Origin of the sequence: Vibrio bathopelagicus (assembly GCF_014879975.1) — a bacterium.
In the GTDB taxonomy this organism is placed as follows: Bacteria; Pseudomonadota; Gammaproteobacteria; order Enterobacterales; family Vibrionaceae; genus Vibrio; species Vibrio bathopelagicus.
On record NZ_CP062501.1, the window covers coordinates 1,205,501 to 1,231,269 of the forward strand.

Consider the following 25,769-nt stretch of genomic DNA (forward strand, 5'->3'; position numbering starts at 1 on the left):
TGATGAACAATCGTTAAATCAACGCTGTGCCTTTTGCTCATAGAGTTTCTCATCAGCTTTATGGAGCACACTTTCCAGCGACTCACTCGCTCCCTTAAATGCGACGCCAACACTCACCGACACATCAAAACCCAATGAAGCTACTTTAGATTCAGTCACTTGTTTTTTCAAAATTTCTGACGCTTTCTTAGCGTTTTCAAAACTGCAGTTCGGCATAATAACGATAAACTCATCGCCACCAACTCTGACCAAGAAGTCATCTCGGCGGAAAACGTCTTTCATTGATTGGGCTATGTGTTGAATCACTTCATCGCCCCAGCTGTGGCCGAGGTTATCGTTGATCTTCTTAATCCTGTCGCCATCGATAGCGATAATCGAACAAGCCTTACCCTGTACAGCTTGGTCGAATGACGGCTCATTATAGATTCGTCGATTGTACAAGCCAGTTAACTCATCTTTGAGCGCCGTGTGTTTCGCATCCACCAATTCGTCTTTGGTAATCTTGGCTTTATTCACATAAAACAGATAATTAAGACTCGCTAAGAACATCACGACAAACACCCAACAATAATCAACCAGTAACTTCGAATAAGGGTATCGATACGTATAGGTAGTTCGATTATCGGCAACGGTCGTCTTACTGTAATTCAGATAGGAATATGGGTAACCCGGGTACGTCACTATTAAGTTATTGACGTCATTTTTAGTCTCATAACCCACATCTAAACCGTCGCTTACATACAGTTCAATATTGACGTTCAATACATAGTCACCAATGATGTTGCCTTCATCATAAACTGGGGTAACAATCGAAATAATTTCATTTTGGCTGATCAGCCCAACATGAGGTGCCGATATGATCACCCTATCCGCCAATTGATATTCTTTAGCGGTAATTGAACACACCTCACTTCCAAGGCATATATCTCCTGACAGATGCGATCCAGAGGGTGTGAAGTTCTCAAATTTATTCGGGAATATGTACTTTGAACCAGAATACGAACGATAGAAATAGACAAAATTATCGTCGATACCACCTAGGTTTTTATACAAAGAAATTTGATGCATTAAATGTCTAACTGCGATTTCTGCTTTGTTTAATTCAGGGTCCCCTAGAGGATAAATGCTATCAACAAAGTTAACCTCATCAACGCTATCAAAGTCATGACTTCCCTCGCCTGACGTTTGATTGATCTGGGATTCTGTAAACAAGCCCAACAGAACCAAGTTGTCTTTATGCCTATCTAACTGCAACGTACTCAAATCAAACTCTTTAATATCATTGTTGATTGCCACCGTACCGAAGCTTACGATAAACAATAAAAAGGACAGTGAAGAAAAGGTCAGCGAAATCGTCGCTACTTTAAATTTGGGCATTAGTTTGATGATTCGTTTAGCAGTCATAATTCAATTACTCTCGACAACTCAACAATACTGTCAACGCTGTACTTGGTAAGCATCCTTCTTTTGTAAGTACTGATGGTTTTCTCGCTGATAGAGAGCCGTTCAGCCGCGTCTTTATTCGTCATTCCCTTTAACAACAGTTTCGCAACGGTCGCTTCACGAGCAGAGAGCTTAAGGGGTTGTTTGGCCTTTTTCGGGTCGTTAATCTCTTTAAAAAATGAGTAACCTTTCACGATGGCCTCTATCGCGTCTTTGAGAACGTCGTAATGCTCGGACTTACATACATACCCATTAGCCCCCACTTTAAATGCCATTTCGCTGTAATAAGCGCTGGTTTCTGCAGAATAGAACACCACTCTTCCTCTAAAGCCATGTGCTTTAATTCGGCGATAGAAATCGAAGCCGTCACAGTCATTCAAATTCACATCAAGGATCAGTAAGTCGATATTCGACTTTCGAATAAACTCATTGGCAGCTTTCAATTCTGAAGCAACGTTGACTTGAGCAATGTGCGGGGAAGATTCGATGAGGGATTTGATCGCCACACAAACCAAAGGATGGTCGTCGAAGATTAAACAGTTCATTTGATCTCTATTTCTATGTTTTTGACAAGTTCTAACGGCAATGGCTTCGAAACGAAATATCCCTGACAAACCTCAACACCGTAATCCTTTAATAAAGACCAAGTTTCATGGTCTTCCACCCCTTCAGCAACAAGCTTGATACCTAGGTTTTTCGCTAAGCCACATATCGATAAAACGATATTTTTCTTCTTTTGATCATCTTTAATTTCAAAGACAAATGAACGGTCAATCTTCATTTCATTGAACGGCAATTGAGCCAACTTTTCCAATGTAGAGTTACCTGTACCAAAATCATCAATTGATACCGTTACGTCATTCACTCTGAGCTTGGTGAGGTTTTTATACAAAGACACGCTATTTCGGTAAGTGTCACGCTCGGTGATCTCAATAATGAAAGCCGAAGGACTCACATCTCTCTCTAAACATCGAGCGATAAACGTTTGTGCAAAGTCGCTATCTTCTAAATTGAACTGATCAACATTGATGGCGATTTTCTTATCTAGGTTTCGAATTTTAATGTCATCTAACGCATTATTTAAAACGGTATCAAACAATTCTGCAGACAACTGACATCGAGTCACAATTGGCAAGAACACATCAGGGGTTAGCACGCCATATTCTGGGTGAACCCATCGAGCGAGTGCTTCATAACCCGACAAATGTTCCGTGACAAAATCCACTTTCGGCTGGTAGTAGTTTTGTATTTGTCCTTTTGCCAAAGCAACCAAAAACTCTTCATCAGTCACCTCAATTTTCTTTCTTTCAGGGTAAGGTTTAGTGGTCGATTTGAGTCTCATCGCCAATACATCTTCAATCGATTTCTGGGTATATGGCTTTTCAATGATATCCAACACATCGAAAGGGAAACCTTCACACATCGCGCGAATAGCTGAGATCACCGTTAGTTCCACAGAGCTAATTAACACCACGTTACCTTGGTAATTGGCCTCGTCCAGCATAAACATCATGTCTATCCCGTCATGCACCGGCATCTGGATATCACAAAAGATGATGTCGTACTTCTTTTCAGCCACGCTCTCACAAGCGTCTAATGCATTGTCAAAAACGGTAACCTTGCTACCTAGCTTGATTAGCAATTGCTTTAATAAGATCAAATGAATGGGATGGTCATCAACAATCATGATTTCGAGATTAGTATTCATTGGCTTTTAACCACGCTTTTGTAAATTCAATTTCTGACTCAATGGCCCTAACCAGCTTCCCTAATTTTTCTTTATTCGCTTTTAGTTCACAGCACTCAACGTCTTGAGACAACGCGGCAATTTCATTCGCACCGACTGCGTTTAACGCCCCTTTTATTCGATGAAGCGTTCGGTTGATGGTTGGCGAATTGATGTCAATATTCGCCACGTCTTCGCTCATGGTATTGATGAACACATTAGCAACCGCAATCGCATCATCTTTGTCGAATCGCTCTAGCCAACTTGGCGAGCGGCTCAAAGGCGTTGCATGTTTCTCGAGAATGTCCAGCAACTTGGAAACACTGTATGGCTTGTAAAGAATGTCATCGATCGCGATATCTTTGGTCTTATCACGAGCAACTCGTGTGTCTTCCGCGGTGATACCAATCACGACAATATCTTTAAACTGGTCACAGCTCTTAATCTTGCTAGCGAGCTCATAGCCATCCATTTCAGGCATGTGGAAATCTGTAAGCAACAATTTAATTGAGTTCTGGTTAATGTATTCCCACGCTTGAAGACCGTTATCCACAAACACAGGTTTGATGCCGATCTCATTCATTTGTAGCGTCATGACACTTTGATTGATTGGGTTATCTTCTGCGATGAGTACATCGCCATGTTTCCATTCTCTGACCGCTTTCGGGGTTGGTACATTGATGGCGTGCTCATCTGATTTCACTATCAAATTCAACAAACTGTCTGGGTATTTCAGTTGTTCATGTTCAATTGTGACCAGGTCATTCACACCTCGGCGAAAGGTCATATCAACATGGTTAGATTCAGAGCTTCGTGTGATGCTCAGATCAGGCGTATTTTCGGATTCAGTCAACCTCCACTCGTGGCACCAACCTCTTAAATTATCTGGTAGGTCGCGTGAGTAAGTCAGATCTCTAATCTCGTAATCTGCACTGCCTCCGTTGTCGTTTAGGACAAACGGAATAGAAACGTTAATCGTGGTGCCGCGACTCAGTTCAGACTCAATATGAAGCTCACCACCCATGCATTGCAGGAGTTGGTCAACAATGCTGAGCCCTAGCCCCGTGCCGCCGAACTGTCTGGTAATGGTGTCATCAGCTTGCACGAAGGGTTTCAGTACTTGTTGTTGCTGTATAGGTGTCATCCCTATGCCCGTGTCCGTCAACTCGACAATTAACTGATCATCGACAGCAGCAACCACAACACTGATCTCGCCTTCAGAGGTGAACTTCACGGCATTCGATAGCAAATTCGTAAGTATTTGAGAAACACGAATGCCATCAACCATCACCCAACGAAAAGCAAAGGGGTGAATCTCGACGCTGTACTGTAGGTTCTTACTTTTCGAAATCGGTTCAAAGGTTCTGAAAACGTCACAAAGAAGGGGCAGCAGTTCGACTTTTTCGGCCTTAACAGACAACACACCCGATTCGATCTTCGACAAATCAAGTACACCATCGACCAGCTTATTTAAGTGGTCGAGAGAACGAATGGCTTGGTCGACCAAATGACTGTCTTTGTCGTTACCCGTATTGATCTTGATGATGTCGAGCAATCCATGCACGGCAGATAAAGGGGTGCGTAGCTCGTGACTCATGGTTGTCAGTAGGCTCTCTCTTGCTTCAACCGCTAGTTTGGCCTCTTTCTCAGCCTTGATTAGTGCGTTCTCACGCTTCTTCTGCGCAGAAATATCAAGCAGAGAAGTCAGAATAAAACGCTTGTCGCTGCTCGACGAAGCAATTGTTTTACTTTCTCGGTGAACATGGGAGATATCCAAACGGCAATCTTTTGCTAAATGGATATCGTTAAGGCTATCACCGTCAAGAATGGTTTTGATCTCAATTTGATTTCCGACTAACGAAGCTCCAGTTGCTTGAGATTTCATAGTACAAACCTGACATTCGTTCGATTGGAATTTCGGACAATTGCTCAACAATATCTCGTTCTTATCGTTATGAATAAAAACGATATTGTTGATCTCTTGAATGATCTCCGAGAGCCAAATCTTCTCTTTCTCTTCATTCCCTGCGTTCAACTCGGCAAGCCTGACTTTGTAACGCAGATTCACCAAAAGTAGATAGCCAAGGTATGAAAGAGTCACAAACACGACCGACACCAAAGCGGCAAACTTATTCACATTGCTACTGTCGTAACCGTAAACCAAATCGAATTTACGATAATTACGGCGCAGCTTTTCTATCTCTTCAACACTCACCGTATCAATGATGCTGTTCAGTACATTCTTTAACTCGACATTTTTCTTAGACACAGCAAAGGCAATTGAATAAGAGATGCCTTCATCTTGATCAAATGTGAGCCCTTCAGACGAGTCATTTAGAATCATTGAGTAAGTAATATCATGCGGTACATACGCGGCTGATATTTCACCACTTCTCAAATCATCAAGTATCTTTTTCATATCTCGATAACGTGTAAGGTTTCGGTCTTCACGCTCACCGACATTAATGATCCCTTGTTTGCTGACACTAAGAAGAATGCCTTTCTTATCTGTCTGCAGCGTATTGTTGGCTTCGTTGTGTGTCACTTTGGTAAAACTAGCACGCATAAATGGTTTGGTGATTAGCCATTGTGCAGCCTTGGTTTTGTTCCTATCGCGATATACCACAGGAACAATATCTGCGTTATAAGAGGTGTAACTGGATTCTAGGTTTAACTCAGGTACGACATAATCAAAACCTAGCCCTGTTCGAGCAGAAACCAGCGCTAGATATTCCACCAGCATGCCGTCAAGTTGTTGTTTTTCGTTTTCAAACAGAAACGGATACGCCTCACCATTCGAACTATAGGTGATCACATCTTTACCGTTTTGATGTGCTTTATATTGAGAGATAAGCTTGTCGCTAACATGATAAGGGTTCTTTGAGGCCACTGAGCGAATACCACGCCCTTCAACTTCCCACAAAAGGATTGAATCGATGCCTTTAATGAGTTCTGAGTTATCTTTACTCGAAATAAAGCGGATTTTCTCTTCAGGCAACCAAACTGGCACGTCAACAGCCCCTCTCATCACATCTTTATGATCGAGGTATTCGTTAATTGAAACATAAGTAGTGACCAGTGCATCAGCTTTGCCCTGTAATACAGCGTCGAATGCATCATCACGAGACTTAGCTCTGTAGATTTTCTGAGCGCCACGTTTCTCTACAAGTTGGCAATAGACACTTTTGTCTATGCACGCCCATGTAAGTTGTTCTTGCCTTTGATTCTTCAGATACACGTCTCGGTACCAAACGGCCAGAGTCGTCGAGAAGATTGGTTCTGAGAATGAGAACTTCTTTTCTCTTTCAGCTGTTTTACTGAACCCTAATGCGCCATCTATTTTGTTCGTTTCGACATCATCAAGCAATTCAGGGATATTTCCGTAATGCTTAATTTCTAATTTTAGATTTAGGAAATGACTTATATTTGATAGGTAATCTAAGCTGATACCATAAATAGCCTCAAACTTACCACTTTGATCATGATTGTTATTTGCGAGCACGCCAACAACGATTTTATCGTCTCTTTCTTCAGATGCTACAGTAGTCTCTGGAATGACAAAGCACACCAAAGTAATGGCAATAAATACGATTGTATTTCTATAGTTCAACATGTAACTTCCCTACAAAATAGGTCGGACATCCTAAACTTGACATCTAATTTGTCAAATTATGCAACAAACCACTTATGACAATAAGTTACTGTTATTTAAAACTTAATAAACGCATGTCAGAAAATTCGTACAACCTTTTCCGCCAAAGGCTACGAACTAATATTTGAGGATTTGATGTGGGACAACACAATTAAACTTGGGCAATAAACTCATCAATAAAATATATGTAATTATATAACTTTATGAAGGTCTAAACATTATCAACAACGATACATCACACGAAAATTGATGTTGCTTTGTTATAACGACGTGTAAAAAACAAGCATAATAATCTAGATGTAAAGAAAAAAGTCAAACTACAAAAGAACATCTAACTGATATATTTAAAAATAATACAAATAGAACCATTTATTTAACCATTTTTAGTCGAGGTGTCTAACGATAATCGTTACCCTAAATAGGAATAATTACAATATAAGGCCTCTAAAACATAATAAACTGATATCACAAGCCAAGCGTATGTATTCGGAAAATAAAGTGCTCGATATTTGGGCTACCTGTGTCGCGTTTGGTTATCTATTATTCCAACTTAACTACACACAAACTAAACCATTTACTAGGTTTTGAGCAGTCACACGACTGTTGATTATGGCGAACGCTCACTAAACATCAGCATTCAACTCATCATTGGTGGCCCCGAGTCTGAGAGTGCGCGGTTAATTACCACGTTCGAACCAAAATCTAGCACTGCTGCGCCTTTTCAAACCAGCGTCACCAGTAACATACAAGTTCAAGGGCGGGTCGACTCAAAGATCACCTTCTCGTTAACCGAAATTACACCAACAACTAAGCACTAGAAGCTTATTTAAATCGTGAGTTACCACAGACGGGTAGCTTGGTATCCGGCAAATCAGCGGAAGTCGATGATGATGAAATCTTCATGTACCTAACCCTCGCATTCGGCGAGAAGATGGGGGTTATTCCTAAGTGTTAGGGTGCTCGCTGCTACTGGTTGCTACCATAACGGATAAAAACAACAGGTTTACCGACTGTTGTTAAACAAACATCAGGGATGTGTTGCTTTCGATTTATTTACAAATTAGCCCTAGTACTAAATGAAAAAGCGCCTTTCGGCGCTTATTGTATTTGACTTACCTGAATAAAAGAGATCACAAGTTTAACTGTCTATGCATCACTGTTATTGGTTTACAGCTAATTAATGCATTAACTAGAGCTTCAGATAAATACAACCCACTTTCATCATATGTTATGTGAGAAGTGCTATCTGATGACTGCCCTTTCGGAACAGCTTGAATGAATTCATACCCATAATTTTCTTTTGATGAGACACTCACCATTGCGTGGTGTGACTCAAATACTTCATCTAGGTTCAAATCATCACTTACATATAGCCCTGGGTATATTGTAAAGTCGAAAAGAAGGTCTGGAGTTTTAAGTAAGCTATCTACTTTTACATTATGTGAGAAAAGCTCGGACCCTAAGTATGTTTGTTTTTTCCAGTTCATTTACACCACCTTCACTTCATTAAAAGCAACGCCGGTAAAGCCATTGGATTCAAACAATTTCTTTACTCTTTCATTAGCAATGATATGGTCAGGGCACTCAGAACAACGAAAGATGTCATGCATAACATTAACTTTACTCAGTTTGTCTTTATCCAAAACTGTTTGAACTAAGCTAGTGTAGGCATCATAGTCATCATCGAATCTTTTAGCTCCGGATTCATTGATGTTCAAAACAGGATAACGAGCAAAGACATTCATAAACCAGTAATCATTGTAAATAGTATCATCTACGTCCACCTCTGCCGGAAGTAACTGAATGCCGCTAATTTGTTGCGATAACAGTTGTTGAACCACTTTTTTATGAGGCAAAAAGTCAATCGCTTTCAACATATCAGACATTTGACGCTGCTCGTAAACTTCATCAACACTTACCTTTATAGGAGTAGTGTAAGCCTTAATATTAGGGTTGTAGATATCATGAACACGATACCTAACCTCTTCTGTAGAAAATGACGCCTCATCTTCTATAAACTTCCATTCCATATGATAATAGTTCATTTATTTACCTATCTGCGTTTTATTAACTCTTGGCAAAGGTGCAACATTACCGCTTATATCACGTAAATCATGGCTTGTTCCGTTTAACCTATGAATACACGCCCCATGCGTAATCAATTTTTCTGATTCTTTAAGTTGGTTACGACATCCTTTGTTACCAGAAAGATAGTCATCTCCCCATATTTCTGGCCTTGAAATAATTCCTCGCATCGGCCGTTTGCCGCCTATATTCATATTCATCAACTCGATAATATCTTTAGATATTTCTTCAACTAATTTATGCAGCGTATTCTGATCACCCTTACACGCTTTGCCTGCTTTAATTATGGCTTCAAGCTTCTTCAGGCTAGCTTTCACAGATTGTGTATATGGGTCAGGGTGGTTACTATTGTGAATCTGGACACCTAAATCACAGCCAAGTTCTGGAAGCATAGGCAGTACAGTAATATTATGCTTTTCATTAAGATCATATCCAACTTGAGGTAAGAACTCAAAAAGGAAGTGGTTTTGCTTCATTTCATTGACTGTAATAAGATGATGCGCAGCAAGAACACCGCTTGGTGCGTCCTTTCCATATGCCTTAGTTCCTTTAATATGACGTGGTCGAGTATAGGAACCATTCTGTTTGTCATAGATCAGCCTGTACCACGGGTGCTTATATTGACTGCCATACCCTAAGAATTTCCACGGATTATGCTGTTTGTCTTCATAAGTGGCATTTTTAAAATTTCCACCTCTTTTTGTATACCCATAGCTAGGGTGGCCTTTTTCGTAAAGTTCTCCCTGATAGCCTTTCTCTGCGCCACAGTACTCGTCGCCCTCATCGGCGGTCTTCTTGCCTTTCTTCTTACCACGCTTTTTGTCTTTAGGGCGAATAGGCTTTCCACACAGTGAACATTTCCCACGCTCCAGTTTAGTCTCATCGTCTTTAGGCTTCTCTTTATGGTTATTTTTCGAGTGCTTCTTACCTGCAACCACATCATTCAGAACTTGTACTAAACGCTCAATGACTTTCCCTGACGATCTCGCTGTCGTTGCACCTGTCAATAAGACAGCCATTGCGGGGCCACCGACACCGCCAGCGGCAGTACCGGCAGCAGTCCCGCCAACTACTATAGCTCCATCAATACCCTTTTGAGTCGCTAGGGATAGGCTATATTTCACTGCTTCATCTGTAGGTAATGCGTCCAGATATAGCTGAGGAATAGTTAGCAGATATTCTCTAATCTCCTGATCAGAAATGATAAGAAGTAGCCGCTCCATCGCCTCAGTCGCTTCTTGTAAGTACAGAGCTCCTCGATCAACCCGCTTTAATGCTTCTTCTAGTTCATCGATATCACCGGTGGTAATGGCATAAATTAATACGCTAAGGTCAATATCTAGCGCATCTAGGTAATCGCCAATCTCGCCAAAGTCAGGCACGTAGTTTGTTACACCATCTCCCACCCCTTCGATTGATGACTTAGCCATTTCCCAAAGGTATTCTGTCGTCGACGCACTGTCTAACTCGGCTTTTCTCGCTCGAAGTTCGTTTAATTCTTCTTCAGTTTGCGCCTTTAGCTCTTCAAGTAACTCTTTCTGAGGGCTTGGTTGGGTAGCATTGTAAGCAATGGTTTCTTTTACAAGATAATCGGCATACTTTTGAACTTCCTCTTTTAGCACGTCTAACTGTGCCGGACGATCCGCTTCGGCTTTGGCTGCTTTATCTGGATCACCGAACTCAATTTTCGGCACTTCGTGCTGAGGAACCCCATAAACACTTGCGACCCCTTTACCATTAAGTAGGCCTTCGAATACCTCACCACTACTGTAAGTGAGTTTATAAGGTACATTCGATACTGGTGTTTTTTCTTTGTCGTCGTAACACAACTCCAATGCAAAAGGTACTGGCAGTGTTCTTTCTGCGTGTACAACATCTGACACTTTCTCGGACTGAGTCGTTTGTCCATTAGAAAAGTTATTTACGACTTTTGGTTTTGCACCGCTAGAAATCAGTTTTGTGCTTTTCTCTTGTAGCCTCGCCATACCTGAAGCGGTGATATCAGGTAGTTTTGCTTTTACTTCATTGACGCATCTTGCCTGAACCTGCAACGTCTCGTAAGCTACCTGATACCCTTTCATCGAAGCGTATTTTGACAAAGTATCTAATCGTTGAGCTACTTTGCTCAGTATGGCATCAAGTTGTCCAGATATTAGCTTTCTCCAGTCACCCCAGTTTAATTCTTTTAAATATTTCTCTGAATCGCCATAACCTTGCTGTCTTAGCAGAGCCAGTATATTGTTGTGAGATTCATCTTCATGTATTGAATGTAGTAAGTTAAGCGTTATACCATTTTTATCAATTACTGGTGCTACTTGGGCTATCAATTCATTTGATACCGCAGAATTATCAACGTTTTTGCCAAAAAATAGCGCGATGTTTTGCGATATATCATTAGCTTCTTTCTCCGTTAGCTCATACTCGAAGTGCGCTCTCACTTCCGTTTCTAGCAACGAGATAAAGTCTTTGTCTGAACCTAAACTTTCGTCAAAAACACCCCACGTACTGCGGACGCTATCGACACTTCGAGGCTCCCAGAAAGGGAGTTTTCCTTTTGTACAGTGGGCAAAAAGCTCGTCATCACTCCATTCATATTTATGTCTGTTTACGCCACGGGATGCTTTAGCTTCGTATTGTCTTGAATCTTCCTCATAAACGACATGACACTCGCTGGGTGGTAAAGAGGACACACTACAGCGACCATTGGAATCAAGTACTCCACTACCGATTTCAGCATTATTCCCGTCAAAAACCTTAAACTTCGCATTCGCAAGAGGTTCACCATCAGGATAGCGACACTCAATATCTAGCGTATACGTCCCTTCTTGGTCTTCTGTTACAGAAACCGAAGGGTTTTGCGCGCCGCCAAGACACATGGTGTTGGCTTTGTTCATAGTCATCTGGTCAGAAAGGCGGCATACACCGACACCTTCGAACTTAACGGTAGGAGAAGCTGATATGAATTCGGCCTCGGCTTCAATAGTGCCAGAAGCTACGCCCTTTTTATCACCACCAGCATCGCCAGTACTGGCACTGAATTTACTTCCTTTGATAGCAATGCTGTTACCACCATCCATAGAAACGGTCGTGGTGCCTCCCGCCAAATCGGCGGACTTTGCATTATTACCATAAGGGATAGGAACAACAGGTTTGCCGACTGTTGTTAAACAAACATCAGGAAGTGTTGCGTTCGCTTCTCCTCCTGAGCCTTGATGAACTACGCTGAGTCCATTAGCACAAACTGTTACGCCCATAGTAAATCCAATTAAATTCCAATAGATGTATGATAAGAGAGATTGCTTGCTGCAATCTCTCTAAGTACGTAGTGAAAATGAAGGATGAGACTGTTACTTCGATTCTATTTTTAAAAACGGACAGAAGATCTCACAATTAATCTGATGCTACTGATACACATCCAGAAGCTGCTGAAATTTTAGGTCAATAACCAAGTAAGTCGCGGCATACATAACGCCAAAGATGACAGTACTGACGCCAAGAATTAACTTAGGGGAAATAACCCGTTTGAGCGGTTTTTTTAAGTACTTCGCCTTTAAGTTAACTAACGTTACTTTTTCCTGTTCAGCTAAACGTTCGTCTCGGACTAAGCGATAGATAGTATTTCCTATCTCTGAAAGCTTTTCGTTACCACGCTCTTCTCGACCGTACTTGCCTTTGAACCCAAGTTGAAGCAATAAATAAAGGAATTCGATAACGTGTCTATATTTTCGTGGATCAGCTTTCAAGCGCTCTAAAATAGTAAAAAACTTATCGCCGCCAGATGTCTCGTTATGGAACTCCGACAATAAGCTATTGGTACTCCAATGGCTGTTGGCTCCCCACTCTTGCCGACATACAGATTCATCTATTGCAGCACATAAGCAATAGCGTATAACCAGTATTGATGCCCGATCCAACTCCATTTCATTGAGCTTTCGTTCGCCTTTGCGAATTTCTCGTGCAACTTGTTCTCTAAAAGGGCCCGGATCGTCTAGCCAAGGGATCGAAGACATGCATGAGAGGCTAGCGATTAACCAGGTGAACTGATCAACCAATGGGTTAACACCCATGCTCTCCACGTTTAGGTCTCTTACCGCAATATTTCTAGATAAATCAGGTGCAGGCATAACCTCCATTGGTTTGCCTGGTTCTGGTTGAAATAGTACTACGGTGACATCGTTTTCGGCGTAACTCATAGACGTACAGCCCAAAGCTGTAGTGATAAGTTCGCGAAGTCGCCAGCAATATGGACAGCGATTGCTGCGGTGTTATTCAATGCATTCCATTCATCACTCGCTTTATCGAGCTCAAAATAGGTATAACCAGCATGATAAGGCAACGCTCTAGGTACCACTGGCATTGGTTTCATTTCAATACCCGGCAATTGTAAGTTGATCAAATCGCGAATATTATCGATCGAACCAATCTTGGTTTGGCTTACAAACTGTGTATGTAAAATATCAAGTGGTACGTCTGCTTTAACAGCAAGAATAAACGTCGTAGATTCGACAATTTTACTGTCTGGAATTGCTGCAGTTCGAATTCCGTAGCTTTGCTCTCTCAATGTTAAAGGTATTGCACGTTGTTCTGACATCACACTTAGTGTCATTTTCGCGCTATCAAGCGTACGAGATAAACAATCAGTAAGTTGGCTGTGGTTATATTTGGTGAACTCCTGTGGTCTACGAGATGCAGAACACAATGTAGATAATTCACCTTCAGCTTGTAACAGGATTCGGTAAAACGACTCTGGGTGAACACCTTCTACACTTGCAAAATGCCAGAACAACGGTTCATAACGATTCAAGGCTTGTAACAACATAAAATCAGCAACAGATGACACGCCCTGTTGGTCAACCACGCCTAAGCGCTGAACAATCGATTCGGCTCTGTGTTTAAGCATTGACGCGAATTCAGTCGCGAACTTGCTCAAAACGGTAGAAGCGTGAATATCAATGCACGTCGGGATATAGTTCTCATCCAAAATGATGCTTCCGTCTGGCTTCACTTCCGAAATTTTTAAAATGGGAATGGATGTATATGCACTCTTATCTTCATGATCGTACATTAAGAAAAAGTTGAGCTTACCCACCACAATACTTGCCATGTCTTCTGATTCATAACATGCATCTACCGCTTCTTGGGTTTCCATGTTATAGCGAGCACCGTCACCATTGCCGCCAAAGAGTTCGGAACGTTCTGATGGTAGTGGGCAACACAAGTACACCACTTTATCTGCTATAGATGGGTCAACATCTCTAACTTCTGGAAGCTCAGCCAGAAGCGGCAAATCAAATGGCGTGCGGTCTTGTAATATACCTTCTGCTCGTGTGATTCCGATTTTGCCTAATGCCAATAGCTCGGTATTAATCTCAATTTTTTTCACCCCCCAATGTAAAGGAGAGCTGTTAGAGCTAAGCATATTAGATAACTTGCTTTGAGACCGGTCTAGTTGTTGGAAATGTTGAGGCTTCATGAACATACCATCTTGCCAAACAACTGGGTTATATAAAGACATTCGTCAGTTCCTTAAAAATACGTCTGTTCAATACCACGAGTATTGTTCGAAGATAATTCGCTACCCTCAACTTTTAATCTGAGGAAGTACTCACTTTTTTCTTCGATCACTTCAACCTTCCGCCAAGACGAGCCATCAATATCTCTGAATGCCACAGAAAATCCTAATGCTCGCGTAGTCGGGTCTAACTCTAAAATTTCATGTAGCTCGTCGCCCGGCTGCAACTGATATTCATATCGCTTGATATACTCGTCTCCCAAAGACGCTTTATCATTCTCGAATAACGCAAAGAAATCTAAACTACGGAATAAAACTGGTGACGTGAGCTCATGAACTCTCAGAATGACCGGCGAAGATTGTCCCTGTTCTCGAACATTAAGAAGTTCTGAAGCTTCTATTACCAATTCAATTGAAGATGTTTCTGGCGTAATTCCAGATGATTCTTTAAATTGCTCCCACATAGAGCAACCTGATAATAGGAACAAGGTAATGGGGATTATAAGTTTACGCATGATCAGCTTTTGCAACCTTATTGTATCTGTCTTTCATCAACGCTTTAAAAGTCGACTCATTGAATTGTCTAGTACTCTGCTCATAATGTTCACTGTACTTTTGCCACAACTTTGACTTACTAAGGAAGCGCGTCTCTTGGCTTAAAGTGTTTGCAAACTGCTGAGGATCATTTGCTTTTAGTTGCTCGAACACCAAATCGTTAACGGCTTTCGAATATAAGATATCGTGCTCACTAAGCTCATCCAGTATCTGTTCTATCAGCTCATTTGGAGCCAATAAATTTTGACTGTTTAGCGTTAACATCAATGTAGTTAGGCTAAGATCAGTGTGGGCAAACGAACTTTCGTCAGTAAGCTCTTCAACATTCTGTAAATTTTTATACAAATTATCGATACACAATCGTAAACAAGCGCCCATTTGTTTAAAAAATAGAGCGTCATGTTTTGTATCGGGTTCGAGATCAACACCAAGTCCTTCAAAAAATGCATGTGTTACATTCTCGCATTCGTAAGAAGATTCACTCAATGCAGCATTGCTCTGAGGCCTGCTCTCGTTCTCAACAGGCTGCTCTTGTGGTTCGATATGAGAGACAAATTCTTGTGTCACCTCTTCCCATTTATGGCTTTGTATATTTGAGGGATTTTGAAGGATAGTGACAGGCGGTACTTCTGTTGGTTTACGCTTGGAACCATCGACACTCCCGGTAAACGTATCTGACTTAAGGTCTGAACCGTCAATGCTTTCGGGTTTTAAACGGTTCGGCATTTTAGCTCGATCTTCGACGATCTCTTGAGCACTCAAGGCGCCTTGTTGCTCTTCTTCCATCCCCATCCAATCTTCAGGAATCAGGCTAGGGACGTCAAACTCAGAATGGATACTTAAACTGTCATCAACAACTTGCCTTTGAGGTTCTATTGATGCCTTCATAAGACTTTTTTCGTTACTCTCATCTCTAACAAGGTAATCGTCATCTCTTTGCATTGAGAATTTTAAGTGCTCGACGGGATCATGAGTATCTACTCCATCAGGTTTCGTTTCCATAAAGAGATCTTCGAGCGTGCCAACTTCTGTTTCTTCTTCAACAACGGATTCTTCCAAATTCATCAAAGGGTCGGTCGAATCTCTTTCTGGTGCTATTTCAGAAGCTATGTCATATGAAGTCGTCACCAACTCAAGAGAAATACCTACTTCGTATTGACCCAGGGAGACTCTATCACCGTCACACAAAGAGACAGGTTGATTCTTCAAGATCTTATTCCCATTGACCAACGTTCCATTGGTACTGACATCGCTGATGTAATAGGTATCTCCATATACGCTTAGCAAGCAATGTGTACCTGATATAAAGCGATTATGATCAGTCAATGAAACAGTACACCCGGCTTCACGACCAATAGAACCTCCCTCTTCAGGCATTTCTATACTCTTAGCTCCAACGTATTCTTCCGGGCACTTTGAGATCACCAGAACCAATTGATTAATTCGCATGAATAGCCTTTAGAACAGGAGAGAAACACTAAACTCAACGCCACCTAACCCTTCATTATAAAAAGGTAAGATGTATGAGGCTTGGGGAATAATTTGTAAGTGGGCGTCTGGATTGCTTCCTAATTTGATCACACTCCCTAGCGTAACAACAGCACCAGCTTCAAATTGGTCGATATCTTCAAGTTGTTCGCCATACCTAAAACCTTGGTCATCAACTTTCCAACGATTAGAGTATTGCGAGTAACCTAAAGACAAACCTGCACCTATGTAAGGTGTAAATATTGACCAACTACCTAATGCGTACTGAGGGACAATACGGAATTCGTAATTAGTTACCTCGTTATACACACCGTTCTTGGGAGCTTCGATATCATCTTCTGCTAAATAATTAAAACCTAACCACCAACGCCATCGATTGTTACTTTCATCAATTGGACGTGTATGGACGAACCCATAACGCAGAGCATCAACTTGTCCACTCGGTCCTTCTTCATATTCTATAGTGTCTATGCTCAGCATATTTACTGAACCACCATATCTTTCACCCTTCGCGATCGCGATAGACGAAAAAAGGCACATGGTTGATATTAGACCGATTTGACTTAGGTTTCGCATGCTTCCCTCTGAGTTCATCCATATATTAAGTAGATGCGCAAGATAGCAAGTATTATGTCTTTTACAACAAGGAGACGGTGGCACCCGCTAATTACGGCATTATAACTAGTAAAAAAAACGATATATCTACAAGAAAATGCATTACGCACATTCACCGGTTAAATACAATTATAAAATCAAAACTATCAATAATTAGATCACAGCAGATGTTAAATAACACAGAAAAATTAGCATTCAATAAATTGAAATTTTAAGAATGCCTATGTATTTACCCTTCACCCATGCCATAAAGATTACCTAAAAATAATCTGCCAATTAAATATCACTTAATACCATTCAGGAATGATTGACCGTATCGATTATTGACCAACAAATAACCATGCACATCAATAGTAATATGCATAACATTTTGTAAGAGTAACGTTGTAAATGTGACATCAATCACTGAAGTTTTATAAAAACCAACATAAAAAACACTTGATTTTGATTTTTTGTGAATAACGTCACATACTATTTAATTTAAGAGCTTTTCAAATCTTTTAACATTCAAATTATTCATTTTGACTATAGAATCCCTAAAAATATAAAAATATAAAAATATAAATAAGGTAAGACTGGCTTTATTAGTTAATCCTACTTTTCGATTTCATTATATATACAGTTGGATATCAAAATTATGTTTTCCTCGGATTTCACAAGGCGACCTATTGATGAAGAAAAACCTAGCGGAACTAACCCAAACGCGTTAGATGATTTCACTGAGATAAAACGTCAAATTAATAACCTAAATAAGGTTACAGGTAGAGTTTCTTGGAGAAAAGTTCAGTCTTTGTCTAAGGAAATACTCTCCAAAAATAGCAAAGACTTTCGATGTAGCTGCTACTTTACCGTCGCAGCAACGCATAATGATGGTTTAAAAGGTTTAGCCGAGGGGCTTAGCTCAATCTTGGATTTGTGTGTCGTTTATTGGTTCACCGCATATCCTGAAGTAAGCAAATCAAACGCAAGGATCGGTGCGATTGATTGGATGGTTGAACACACTGAAAAACGGATTAAGAACATTAAAACTAGCTCTGACGACATTTTGTTGATCGAAACTTGCCACCGTTTATGTTTGAGAATAGAAGAGGAACTTAGGCTCCATTATGGAATAAAAGCTCCTTCACTAGGTGGAGTTCGCAGAATCTTAAAACAATGGGCTGATGAGCATAAAGAAAACGAAGCGAAGCTCCGTGAAGCTTCGAGTCAAACAAGACCCGCATCACAAGAGAATAGAAAGGTAGTCCCTGTTACTCAATCAGCCGCAATTAAAATTGATGTATCTAACAGTAAGCCAACTAATGCTCCCAAAATAGACGAAAAATCAACGTCGAACTATTTAGTGATCTATTTATTAGCTGGGTTTCTGGTACTGGCACTGTCCTCTCATTTCCTTTATGAACAGTACCAATTGAAAGTACTTACTAGAAAAGTAGTTACATCAAACATTCCTCAGTTAAGTGAAATAGCACACTCGTTAAAATATGAATATGCTTCAATTTCAGACGATGTGAGACCTAATGTCGTAAACCAATTAGACAACCTAATGAAAGATTGGGTGACTAACCCTGTAAAAGTGTATGAGATTGATGCCCTCGACCAATTGACCATTGACCTAACCAAACTCTACCCAGATTCATCGTCAGTTTTACGTTTACGTCAAGAATTCACCAGTCAGCAAACAAAATTAGATTCAGATTACATACAACTTCACCGACGCTTCTCTGATGCAAGAACTGTATTTGCAAATGTAATAAGAGGAAGCGAAAGTCAAAAAACAACGCGAGCTTACGAATACAGTAACTCCCTTTTCCCTTTGATCGGTCGCATTGAGTATGCAGAGAAAGAAAAACAACAAAAAGAACTTCAGAAATCTCTTCGGATACTCAACGTTTATTTGCACAAAATAAAAACCTTGGAATCTGAGCTTAAAACAATGCAACCGTAGCATTAAAACCAGCTCACACAACACACTTAAAACAACGAAAACGAAATAGGCTTATGTTAAAACACAAATTAATGAGGAACCCTGTTGTTATATCGACAGTCATATTCCTTTTTCTTGCGGCTACAATCGCAGCTATTTATATCCTCTGGCTAGATATAACAGACAAGTTTTACCTGTGGATCGCATTAGGTGCGGTAACACTTTTTTATTCGTTGTTCCAGATCACTTTATGGCTTAAGAAAAAAAACAATAACAGAGCGCTTAAACTTGAAACAGAAGAGGAAGCGCTGGCTATGGTAATCCGCCCTCTTTTGACAAAATCGAATAAAAAGCCTATCTATTTGATGATTGGTAATAAGTATGCGGGTCGAACTCAGTTTTTACTTAATTCCAGCGCTATTAAGCCAATGGACCAAACCCGTACTGCAAAGAATGACTTTTTTGAATGGTATGAGTCTGATTCTGCAGTTTATATCAAACCAGATCAACGTTTGTTGTTTCAAGAGGTGTCAAGTAACGACAGCGCTTTATGGGATGCATTTGTAGACGAAGTCATTAAGCATAAACCTAGAAAACCATTTTCTGGTTGCTTGTTTTTCATCGATTTTGAATTTCTAATTGTCTCTGAGACCGAGCAAATTGATTACACATTAACCGCGCTTAACCATCGACTAGAATCAGTAAGTGAAAAAACTTCTTCAGCGATCCCTCTGTATTTAATGATGTCTAAGCTCGACAAGTTAGAAGGGTTCAAAGAATTCATTCATTTTAGTTCCCTAAAGACATCGGTTGAGTTTCTCTCCATTCCATTGAAGGAAGCGAAAGGCGTATTTGTTGAGTACTACCATGACAGCTTCCGCAATTTAGTAAAAGTAATGGAGAGTAATGCTTTAGATTCATCGTCTCACTCTAACGACGTCAACGAGAAGCAGGCTATATTGGCATTCCCTAAACAATTTGAATTGTGCCAATCTGAAATTGCTTCTGTAATAGAGAGGCTTTCAGAACTCAATACTGGATCTTACTCTCTTGATATCCGTGAAGTATTTTTTATATCGAATATCCAAGGTGGTAGAAAATACAACCTATTAGCGAAAAGTTGCAGTAACTACTTTAACTTGCCGATCATCGCGTCGGAACATACTCAGTTAACTGAAACGCCCTATTTCACACGTTTCTTAATGGATTCTCAGATCCTACCCGAATCTGACTTCGCAGGCGAAAACAAAACTTACCTCAGGATGATTCAAAGGCAAAGTCGCCTAGCTGTTGCCGCTTCAATAATTTTGCTTAGTAGTGGTGCTTATCTATTTTCGACGACTTTAGATGACAATTTAAGAGTCATTAGTCAACTTATTGGTATTGATGATTCACAATCGTCATCTCCAAAAAACGCATCTTTTGAAAACTCTCTTTTAAGCGCTATCCGAACTGTGCAACCATCTTATCAAGCATGGCTTAGTGGCTCACAAGCGTTAGATAATGAACTTGTGAACATGAATGTAAGTCGTCTCGATGAAAGTACAAAAATCGCTTATAAAGCCCTCATAATGCAAATTAGAAACCACTTAATGCCCGTCATTGAGCAAGGTTATCGTTTACAACTAACACAGAACCAAGACAACGTTAATAATGCACTGCCTTTACTAAAAGGTTACTTAATGTTGAATGATCCGACAAAACGCGAGATAAAATTTCTTCGTCAACAAACAATGTCAACACTGCAAAAACTCAATGATCAACCAGAAACGATTACAACGGTCATGAAGTATTTAGACGCGTATTTCCGAACAAATTTTGAACCCGTACCGATCAACATGAATATGGTGCGTGCGACAAGGCGATCACTGCTCTCTAGTTCAAACGTCGATCTAGTTTACGCCAGCTTATTACAGCAAGCAGGCGACATTGATTTGGGCACCCTGAATTTACAAAGAGCAGTGGGTTTCGACTTTAATAATGTCTTCAACGATAACTTGGATCCTCAACGATTAGAAATAGATAAAGTCTATACATCAACAGGTTTCAGTACTTTTTACCGCCCTCGCGTTGATTTAATGTCGCAACAAGTCATCACTGACAACTGGGTTTTAGGTTTATCAAACCACGTAATCCCAACAGACAAAGAACAAGAGACGTTCAAGAAGCAAGTACGAAAAAAATATACGGATGACTACATCAGTTATTGGCGAAATGCTTTAAGCGAACTAAAAGTAAAGCGTTACAACAATATAGGAGAGATCACCAATGCCATAGATTTGATCTCTGGTCCCTCTTCACCTATGACAACCGTTCTAAAACAAGTTTATACAAACACTCAGTTTTCCCCGATTGGACAACAGAATGCATTAATGGCCCAGGTTAACCCTAAACTTGCTGGTGCCGTAAATGCAGCACCAGAACTCGTTGAAGAACTTGTTCAGCCTGACTACTTGTTGATGAAAAGAGTTGAACAAGCTTTCCACATTTTGAATCAATTACAAATTAACGAAACCCCTAACTCCCCTACACCATGGGATGAAACGATAACTGCACTTAGCAGAGTTCGTACGTATATGAAGGATATAGCTGACGCACCAGATCCTCAAATGGCGGCGTTAACCGCAGCACAACACCGAATGAGTAGTACGGAGGCAGATCCTCTAATCCGTTTAAAACAGATAGCACAAAAATCTCCTGAACCCGTCAGAAGTTGGCTTTTAGACGTAGTTAACCAGAGCTGGTCTGTGATGATTTCTGAATCATCAAAAGGAATCCAGACTCTTTGGTATAGTGAGATCTACACCAAGTTCAAAGAGTTAGGTTTAGGAAGGTACCCTTTTGATCTAAGTGCAACTGAGGAAATTTCGATTGAAGACTTTGAGCTACTATTTGCTTCGGGTGGATTGCTAGATGCATTTATCGATAAAAATTTCGCTCCTTTTTACGACACAAATCTATGGATGCCAAAACAAGTAGAAGGCGAAATTATGCCACTCTCGCCAGAGCTGCTTGTTCAGTTAAGAAATTACAATGTCATCAGAGATACGTTAATTAACAAGAGTACAAACCGCTTGTACCTTCCATTCAGTGCGAAAGTGCTTGATCTCGATTCGAGTGCAATAAGAGCAAGCTTAAAAATAGCGGACTCAAATATCAACTATTACCATGGTCCAAGCAGAATTCGTGAACTTGAGTGGCCTCCTCAAAACGGAGATTTCAATATCAGTATTACGATTCAAGACGTAACAGACGAAGGTAAACAGCACGTACTGAGCAAGAATGGTCAATGGGCTATCTATCGGTTATTTGGAGACTCAACGTTAACAAATACCCATAACGGCAGCTTCGTGAGTGATATCAAAGTATCAGGCAGAGATCTGAGCTTACGAATTACTCCTTTGACTCAGAAAAACCCGTTTACGTTAGCGGAGCTGTATAACTTCACTCTACCCGAAGCTATATAGCAAAAAATACAAATACAAATACAAATACAAATACAAATACAAATACAATAATAATTCAGAAAAGGCAGAACACATGATGTCCAACATTAGTTTACAAGGCTTAGACAAACTAGATCGTAAAATTCTTTCGAATCTTCTCTCAAATGGGCGAGAATCGATTGCGAATCTTTCTCGCAACATCGGCTTGTCGCGAACAGCAGTCGCTGAACGCATCAACAGGCTTGAAAAAACTGGTATTATCAAAGGGTATACGGCACAAATTAGAGTAGAAAATGACGGGAGAAAGGCGGCAAGTTATTTGCTAATTTCTTGTGAAAAAGGTAAGAAAAATGATGTAAGCAATGCATTAAAAGAGTTACCTGAAGTAAGACTTACAAGCATTGTTGGTGGTACCTACGACATTATTTCTTTGATTGAAGCACCTGACTTGCAATCAATACACCATTTATGTAACGAGATAGAGTCTTTCAATGGCATTCGCTCTCTCAATACAACGGTAGTGCTACACCAACCAATCAGTCGTTAGAAATAAAGCCGCTCTTATGAGCGGCTTTTTCAAATGCCTCCAATCACCCTAATCTTCGCATCTTTTATACCAGCTTGGCCCAACCAAAAAGTTTGCCCTAAATTCGTCCCGTCCCCCTGACCGAGTTGATTCTTCGGAACTGAGGCTAAATCAACAGTTAACTTTAAATCCCAAGACATAGGATCGCGAAGTATAAAGCGCATCAAGCCCACTAAGGTCTTATGGAACTCTCCTCCATAGGAAAACTTTCGGAACGTTTCGAAATCGATGTTATCAATACAGAGGTTAAACTTACCGTTTAGATCTGGGATACTCTTGCCTAAATGTAAGTTCGAACCCAAAATACAATTCGTTCTATTTAATTGATTTCTTTGGCATTCAGCAATTTTTACTCTTCGAAAGACCCACTCCTCGATTCGAACACTAGGTAAAGAAAAATAATGAGCAACAATGCCAGAAATAAGTTTCGGAGAGCGAGTTCTGGTAGATAACTGATTTACGTAAGACAAAATCTTTGCACGATCAAGTCCTATGGTATCTGATTCCTGAATAACATTAGACAACCCAGCCAAGTGCAACATACGCCCAGAAAAATCATCCGTTGCACCACTCTGATATTGGACATGATAACGATACTTTTTCCAAACACGATAAATTAAGCTTGTATATCTGTTATGAAAGAAATCAAAGAAGTCTCTGACTGGATTATCATCATCATCTCTACCTACTAATTTTTCTGTATAATTAGCAGGCAAAGGAGAGCTTGAACCGTGTAATCCTAAAAAGTTAGTTTCGATTCTTGAATAGTGCTCACCAGACCTTTCCATATGACTGATGAATTCCATGTCACTTTTAGGGAAACATAGGTTTGGAGAAACACTAAACGCAATTCTTTCTTGGTGAAAATACTTGTTTTCACCAACCGCTACAAAATCACTGCCCGGTAATAACTGATAGTGTTTCTCTAACAACAAGACGGCTTGAAAAAAACTGAATTCGTTTATTTTATCTGATAATTCATCAATCATAAGATCGTTTGTTGCCCAGTTAAACTCGCCCATTGGTAGCTTTCGCCACTGCGTTCATCGTAAACTTCTAACTCTGTAAATGAATTAACACTTGAATATAAACGTATAAATTCATTCAATACATTGGCCATCAAAAACATGTCCCCTTCATTGACAAAGAAGCTAGAGTTCATCTTAAGCTTAAATTGATTACCACGAACGGAGACTCCTCTAAACACTCTATCGATAGGTTTCATTTCTGATGCGATAATGCCGTCTAGCCTATGTAATGAAGCCCTATGAGCTTGCCTATCTACTCTAGAATGAAAATCATATGTAGACAGTAAAACCTTGAGTACATCAATATTAGAGAGCGACAAATAATTCAATGACATATTAGCAATCAGTTGCCATTGGAGCTCCCCATTCACTTGTGGGCTTACAGATTGTGTTGGTTTAGTAATGTTACTAAACGTGGCGTAAGTTGGAGACTTATGAGTGGTATATATTATGTCACCTACAGATAACCTTTCAGACAAATCTGCATTGCTGCACAATAACTTCATCAAAACCGTTTCAGTCCCTAGATCTGCAATATCACCATTGTGAGTATGAAAAGAGATATAACGCTCAAGCCCTCTTCCACTCACTCGCTCTGAAACTTTTGACTTATAGAAATCACGTTTATCTCTTTGATTTATCTGGTGTTCAAAGGATTCAAATTCAATCAGGGGTTTTCGTCGCCTTTCATTTTTGCTCCAACTTTCTACTTGGTTTATTGAATAAACTTCGTAGTGGTCCTGATTGTCACTCTGTGGCCGAACTTTATACTCATTGCGGCGATGTTCAAGCCGAATTGGATCACCATCTTTTTCGAATAGGTTCACAGCTGGCGTACAATGTAACCTTAAGTGCTTATCTTTCAGGACAACTTCGGCAGGTAATGCTCTCTTAAAATGGAATTTAAGGTTCACGGTACTTCTTTGCGGTATCCCTTTTAACCAATCGAGTCCGGTAATATCGAAAAACATAAATTTGTCTGGCAAAGAAAAATATTCCTGCAACAAACGGTAACCTGCAAATGAGTTGTCGCTATATGGCAGTATAGCTTCGTCATCCTGGTACCCAACCGGATTAACAAACTCAGGTCCAAGTTTACGTTTATAGCCACCACCGACGTCTAGCTCGACGTAGTCTAAGTATCTAAATATCCATAAGAAAAGGATTCTAGTTATATGGATCTCACCATGTAAATGAAACCTTAATTTATCTAACCCGATACGAGATAACTCTAGCCCATGCTCAGTGGCAAGTGTCACATCAACAGATGAGCTTGTTCGACTGTTGCTTTGCTCAATGCTTGTTATTTTTAACGGGAACAGCTCCACGTCATAGCATGTTCTGAATAAACATTGCGTACCTTCCACTTGTTCACTAGCCATCTCAGCCCCACGCTTCACCACTGTTTTTTCAGTGACACTTCCCGAGTGTGGCGTTAGTTCGCTAATGCACAACGAAGGAATCGAGCGCATGTAATGTGGCCACAACAGCGTCATTAATGACTGAGTGAGCTCAGGGAGTTCGTCATCAATCTTTTCTCTAATACGGCCAGTAAGAAACGCAAAACCTTCAAGAAGACGCTCTACATCAGGATCGAATGTTCCTTCAGATAAAAAGTTGGTTAGTTTTGGATTGTACTTGGCAAATTCGCTGCCGGATTCTCGTAGATATGTGAGTTCATCTTGAAAGTATTTACTGTTACTCAA

At 40.4% G+C, this 25,769-nt stretch carries 17 protein-coding genes and 1 pseudogene; 4 read left to right on the plus strand and 14 right to left on the minus strand.

The window, feature by feature from the left end:
* Positions 1-18: 18 nt before the first annotated feature.
* The 4 genes from IHV80_RS21675 to IHV80_RS21690 are packed head-to-tail and all read right to left on the minus strand — an operon-like array spanning position 19 to position 6,782.
* Complete coding sequence (locus IHV80_RS21675) at positions 19-1,404, minus strand: GGDEF domain-containing protein (RefSeq protein WP_192890926.1); 1,386 nt, start codon at positions 1,402-1,404, stop codon at positions 19-21.
* Positions 1,401-1,988 carry a response regulator transcription factor gene (locus tag IHV80_RS21680; protein ID WP_192890927.1) on the minus strand — a complete coding sequence of 196 codons (588 nt, stop codon included), beginning with the start codon at positions 1,986-1,988 and terminating at the stop codon, positions 1,401-1,403. Before IHV80_RS21680 ends, IHV80_RS21675 begins: the two co-directional genes overlap by 4 nt.
* The gene (locus IHV80_RS21685; protein ID WP_192890928.1) at positions 1,985-3,151 is read right to left on the minus strand and encodes an EAL domain-containing response regulator; all 1,167 of its coding nucleotides are present in this window, start codon (positions 3,149-3,151) and stop codon (positions 1,985-1,987) included. The genes IHV80_RS21680 and IHV80_RS21685 overlap by 4 nt, the downstream gene beginning before the upstream one ends.
* Positions 3,141-6,782, minus strand: a complete 3,642-nt coding sequence (locus IHV80_RS21690) for an ATP-binding protein (protein ID WP_192890929.1) — start codon at positions 6,780-6,782, stop codon at positions 3,141-3,143. Before IHV80_RS21690 ends, IHV80_RS21685 begins: the two co-directional genes overlap by 11 nt.
* 519 nt (positions 6,783-7,301) lie before the next feature.
* Between IHV80_RS21690 and IHV80_RS25440 the strand changes: the two are divergent.
* A pseudogene (locus tag IHV80_RS25440) lies at positions 7,302-7,776 on the plus strand (hypothetical protein).
* A 175-nt stretch (positions 7,777-7,951) separates the two neighbouring features.
* Here IHV80_RS25440 and IHV80_RS21695 read toward each other — a convergent pair.
* From IHV80_RS21695 to IHV80_RS21730, 8 genes are all read right to left on the minus strand, one after another.
* On the minus strand, positions 7,952-8,308 hold the full coding sequence (locus IHV80_RS21695) for a hypothetical protein (RefSeq protein WP_192890930.1): 357 nt from the start codon (positions 8,306-8,308) through the stop codon (positions 7,952-7,954).
* Complete coding sequence (locus IHV80_RS21700; RefSeq protein ID WP_192890931.1) at positions 8,309-8,866, minus strand: imm11 family protein; 558 nt, start codon at positions 8,864-8,866, stop codon at positions 8,309-8,311.
* Positions 8,867-12,160: a PAAR-like domain-containing protein gene (locus IHV80_RS21705; RefSeq protein ID WP_192890932.1), complete on the minus strand. Its 3,294-nt coding sequence runs from the start codon at positions 12,158-12,160 to the stop codon at positions 8,867-8,869. It abuts the gene before it with no gap.
* 147 nt (positions 12,161-12,307) lie between these two features.
* Positions 12,308-13,099, minus strand: a complete 792-nt coding sequence (gene icmH / locus IHV80_RS21710; protein WP_192890933.1) for a type IVB secretion system protein IcmH/DotU — start codon at positions 13,097-13,099, stop codon at positions 12,308-12,310.
* Positions 13,096-14,421: a type VI secretion system baseplate subunit TssK gene (gene tssK / locus IHV80_RS21715; RefSeq protein WP_017064530.1), complete on the minus strand. Its 1,326-nt coding sequence runs from the start codon at positions 14,419-14,421 to the stop codon at positions 13,096-13,098. Before tssK ends, icmH begins: the two co-directional genes overlap by 4 nt.
* A gap of 11 nt (positions 14,422-14,432) precedes the next feature.
* Positions 14,433-14,933 carry a type VI secretion system lipoprotein TssJ gene (gene tssJ / locus IHV80_RS21720; RefSeq protein WP_029222546.1) on the minus strand — a complete coding sequence of 167 codons (501 nt, stop codon included), beginning with the start codon at positions 14,931-14,933 and terminating at the stop codon, positions 14,433-14,435.
* Positions 14,926-16,422 (minus strand): FHA domain-containing protein, encoded by a 1,497-nt coding sequence (locus IHV80_RS21725; protein ID WP_192890934.1) that lies wholly within the window; start codon positions 16,420-16,422, stop codon positions 14,926-14,928. The genes tssJ and IHV80_RS21725 overlap by 8 nt, the downstream gene beginning before the upstream one ends.
* A 9-nt stretch (positions 16,423-16,431) precedes the next feature.
* Positions 16,432-17,037, minus strand: a complete 606-nt coding sequence (locus IHV80_RS21730) for a hypothetical protein (RefSeq protein WP_192890935.1) — start codon at positions 17,035-17,037, stop codon at positions 16,432-16,434.
* Positions 17,038-17,713: 676 nt separating this feature from the next.
* Between IHV80_RS21730 and IHV80_RS21735 the strand changes: the two genes are divergently transcribed.
* The 3 genes from IHV80_RS21735 (at position 17,714) to IHV80_RS21745 (ending at position 22,996) form a co-directional block, all read left to right on the plus strand.
* Positions 17,714-19,024: a type VI secretion system ImpA family N-terminal domain-containing protein gene (locus IHV80_RS21735; protein WP_192890936.1), complete on the plus strand. Its 1,311-nt coding sequence runs from the start codon at positions 17,714-17,716 to the stop codon at positions 19,022-19,024.
* Positions 19,025-19,077: 53 nt separating this feature from the next.
* Positions 19,078-22,470 carry a type VI secretion system membrane subunit TssM gene (tssM, locus tag IHV80_RS21740; RefSeq protein ID WP_192890937.1) on the plus strand — a complete coding sequence of 1,131 codons (3,393 nt, stop codon included), beginning with the start codon at positions 19,078-19,080 and terminating at the stop codon, positions 22,468-22,470.
* A 73-nt stretch (positions 22,471-22,543) separates the two neighbouring features.
* The gene (locus IHV80_RS21745; RefSeq protein WP_017062578.1) at positions 22,544-22,996 is read left to right on the plus strand and encodes an Lrp/AsnC family transcriptional regulator; all 453 of its coding nucleotides are present in this window, start codon (positions 22,544-22,546) and stop codon (positions 22,994-22,996) included.
* Positions 22,997-23,025: 29 nt separating this feature from the next.
* On the opposite strand, the gene tssG is transcribed toward IHV80_RS21745, so the two are convergent.
* Both tssG and tssF read right to left on the minus strand, forming a co-directional pair.
* Positions 23,026-24,024, minus strand: a complete 999-nt coding sequence (gene tssG / locus IHV80_RS21750; protein WP_192892194.1) for a type VI secretion system baseplate subunit TssG — start codon at positions 24,022-24,024, stop codon at positions 23,026-23,028.
* On the minus strand, positions 24,021-25,769 hold the full coding sequence (gene tssF / locus IHV80_RS21755; RefSeq protein WP_192890938.1) for a type VI secretion system baseplate subunit TssF: 1,749 nt from the start codon (positions 25,767-25,769) through the stop codon (positions 24,021-24,023). The genes tssG and tssF overlap by 4 nt, the downstream gene beginning before the upstream one ends.

Bases quoted from the DNA above. Each gene is read 5' to 3' on its own strand.
- IHV80_RS21675 (WP_192890926.1), bottom strand. From the start codon at position 1,404: ATGACTGCTAAACGAATCATCAAACTAATGCCCAAATTTAAAGTAGCG.
- IHV80_RS21680 (WP_192890927.1), bottom strand. From the start codon at position 1,988: ATGAACTGTTTAATCTTCGACGACCATCCTTTGGTTTGTGTGGCGATC.
- IHV80_RS21685 (WP_192890928.1), bottom strand. From the start codon at position 3,151: ATGAATACTAATCTCGAAATCATGATTGTTGATGACCATCCCATTCAT.
- IHV80_RS21690 (WP_192890929.1), bottom strand. From the start codon at position 6,782: ATGTTGAACTATAGAAATACAATCGTATTTATTGCCATTACTTTGGTG.
- IHV80_RS21695 (WP_192890930.1), bottom strand. From the start codon at position 8,308: ATGAACTGGAAAAAACAAACATACTTAGGGTCCGAGCTTTTCTCACAT.
- IHV80_RS21700 (WP_192890931.1), bottom strand. From the start codon at position 8,866: ATGAACTATTATCATATGGAATGGAAGTTTATAGAAGATGAGGCGTCA.
- IHV80_RS21705 (WP_192890932.1), bottom strand. From the start codon at position 12,160: ATGGGCGTAACAGTTTGTGCTAATGGACTCAGCGTAGTTCATCAAGGC.
- icmH (WP_192890933.1), bottom strand. From the start codon at position 13,099: ATGAGTTACGCCGAAAACGATGTCACCGTAGTACTATTTCAACCAGAA.
- tssK (WP_017064530.1), bottom strand. From the start codon at position 14,421: ATGTCTTTATATAACCCAGTTGTTTGGCAAGATGGTATGTTCATGAAG.
- tssJ (WP_029222546.1), bottom strand. From the start codon at position 14,933: ATGCGTAAACTTATAATCCCCATTACCTTGTTCCTATTATCAGGTTGC.
- IHV80_RS21725 (WP_192890934.1), bottom strand. From the start codon at position 16,422: ATGCGAATTAATCAATTGGTTCTGGTGATCTCAAAGTGCCCGGAAGAA.
- IHV80_RS21730 (WP_192890935.1), bottom strand. From the start codon at position 17,037: ATGCGAAACCTAAGTCAAATCGGTCTAATATCAACCATGTGCCTTTTT.
- IHV80_RS21735 (WP_192890936.1), top strand. From the start codon at position 17,714: ATGTTTTCCTCGGATTTCACAAGGCGACCTATTGATGAAGAAAAACCT.
- tssM (WP_192890937.1), top strand. From the start codon at position 19,078: ATGTTAAAACACAAATTAATGAGGAACCCTGTTGTTATATCGACAGTC.
- IHV80_RS21745 (WP_017062578.1), top strand. From the start codon at position 22,544: ATGATGTCCAACATTAGTTTACAAGGCTTAGACAAACTAGATCGTAAA.
- tssG (WP_192892194.1), bottom strand. From the start codon at position 24,024: ATGATTGATGAATTATCAGATAAAATAAACGAATTCAGTTTTTTTCAA.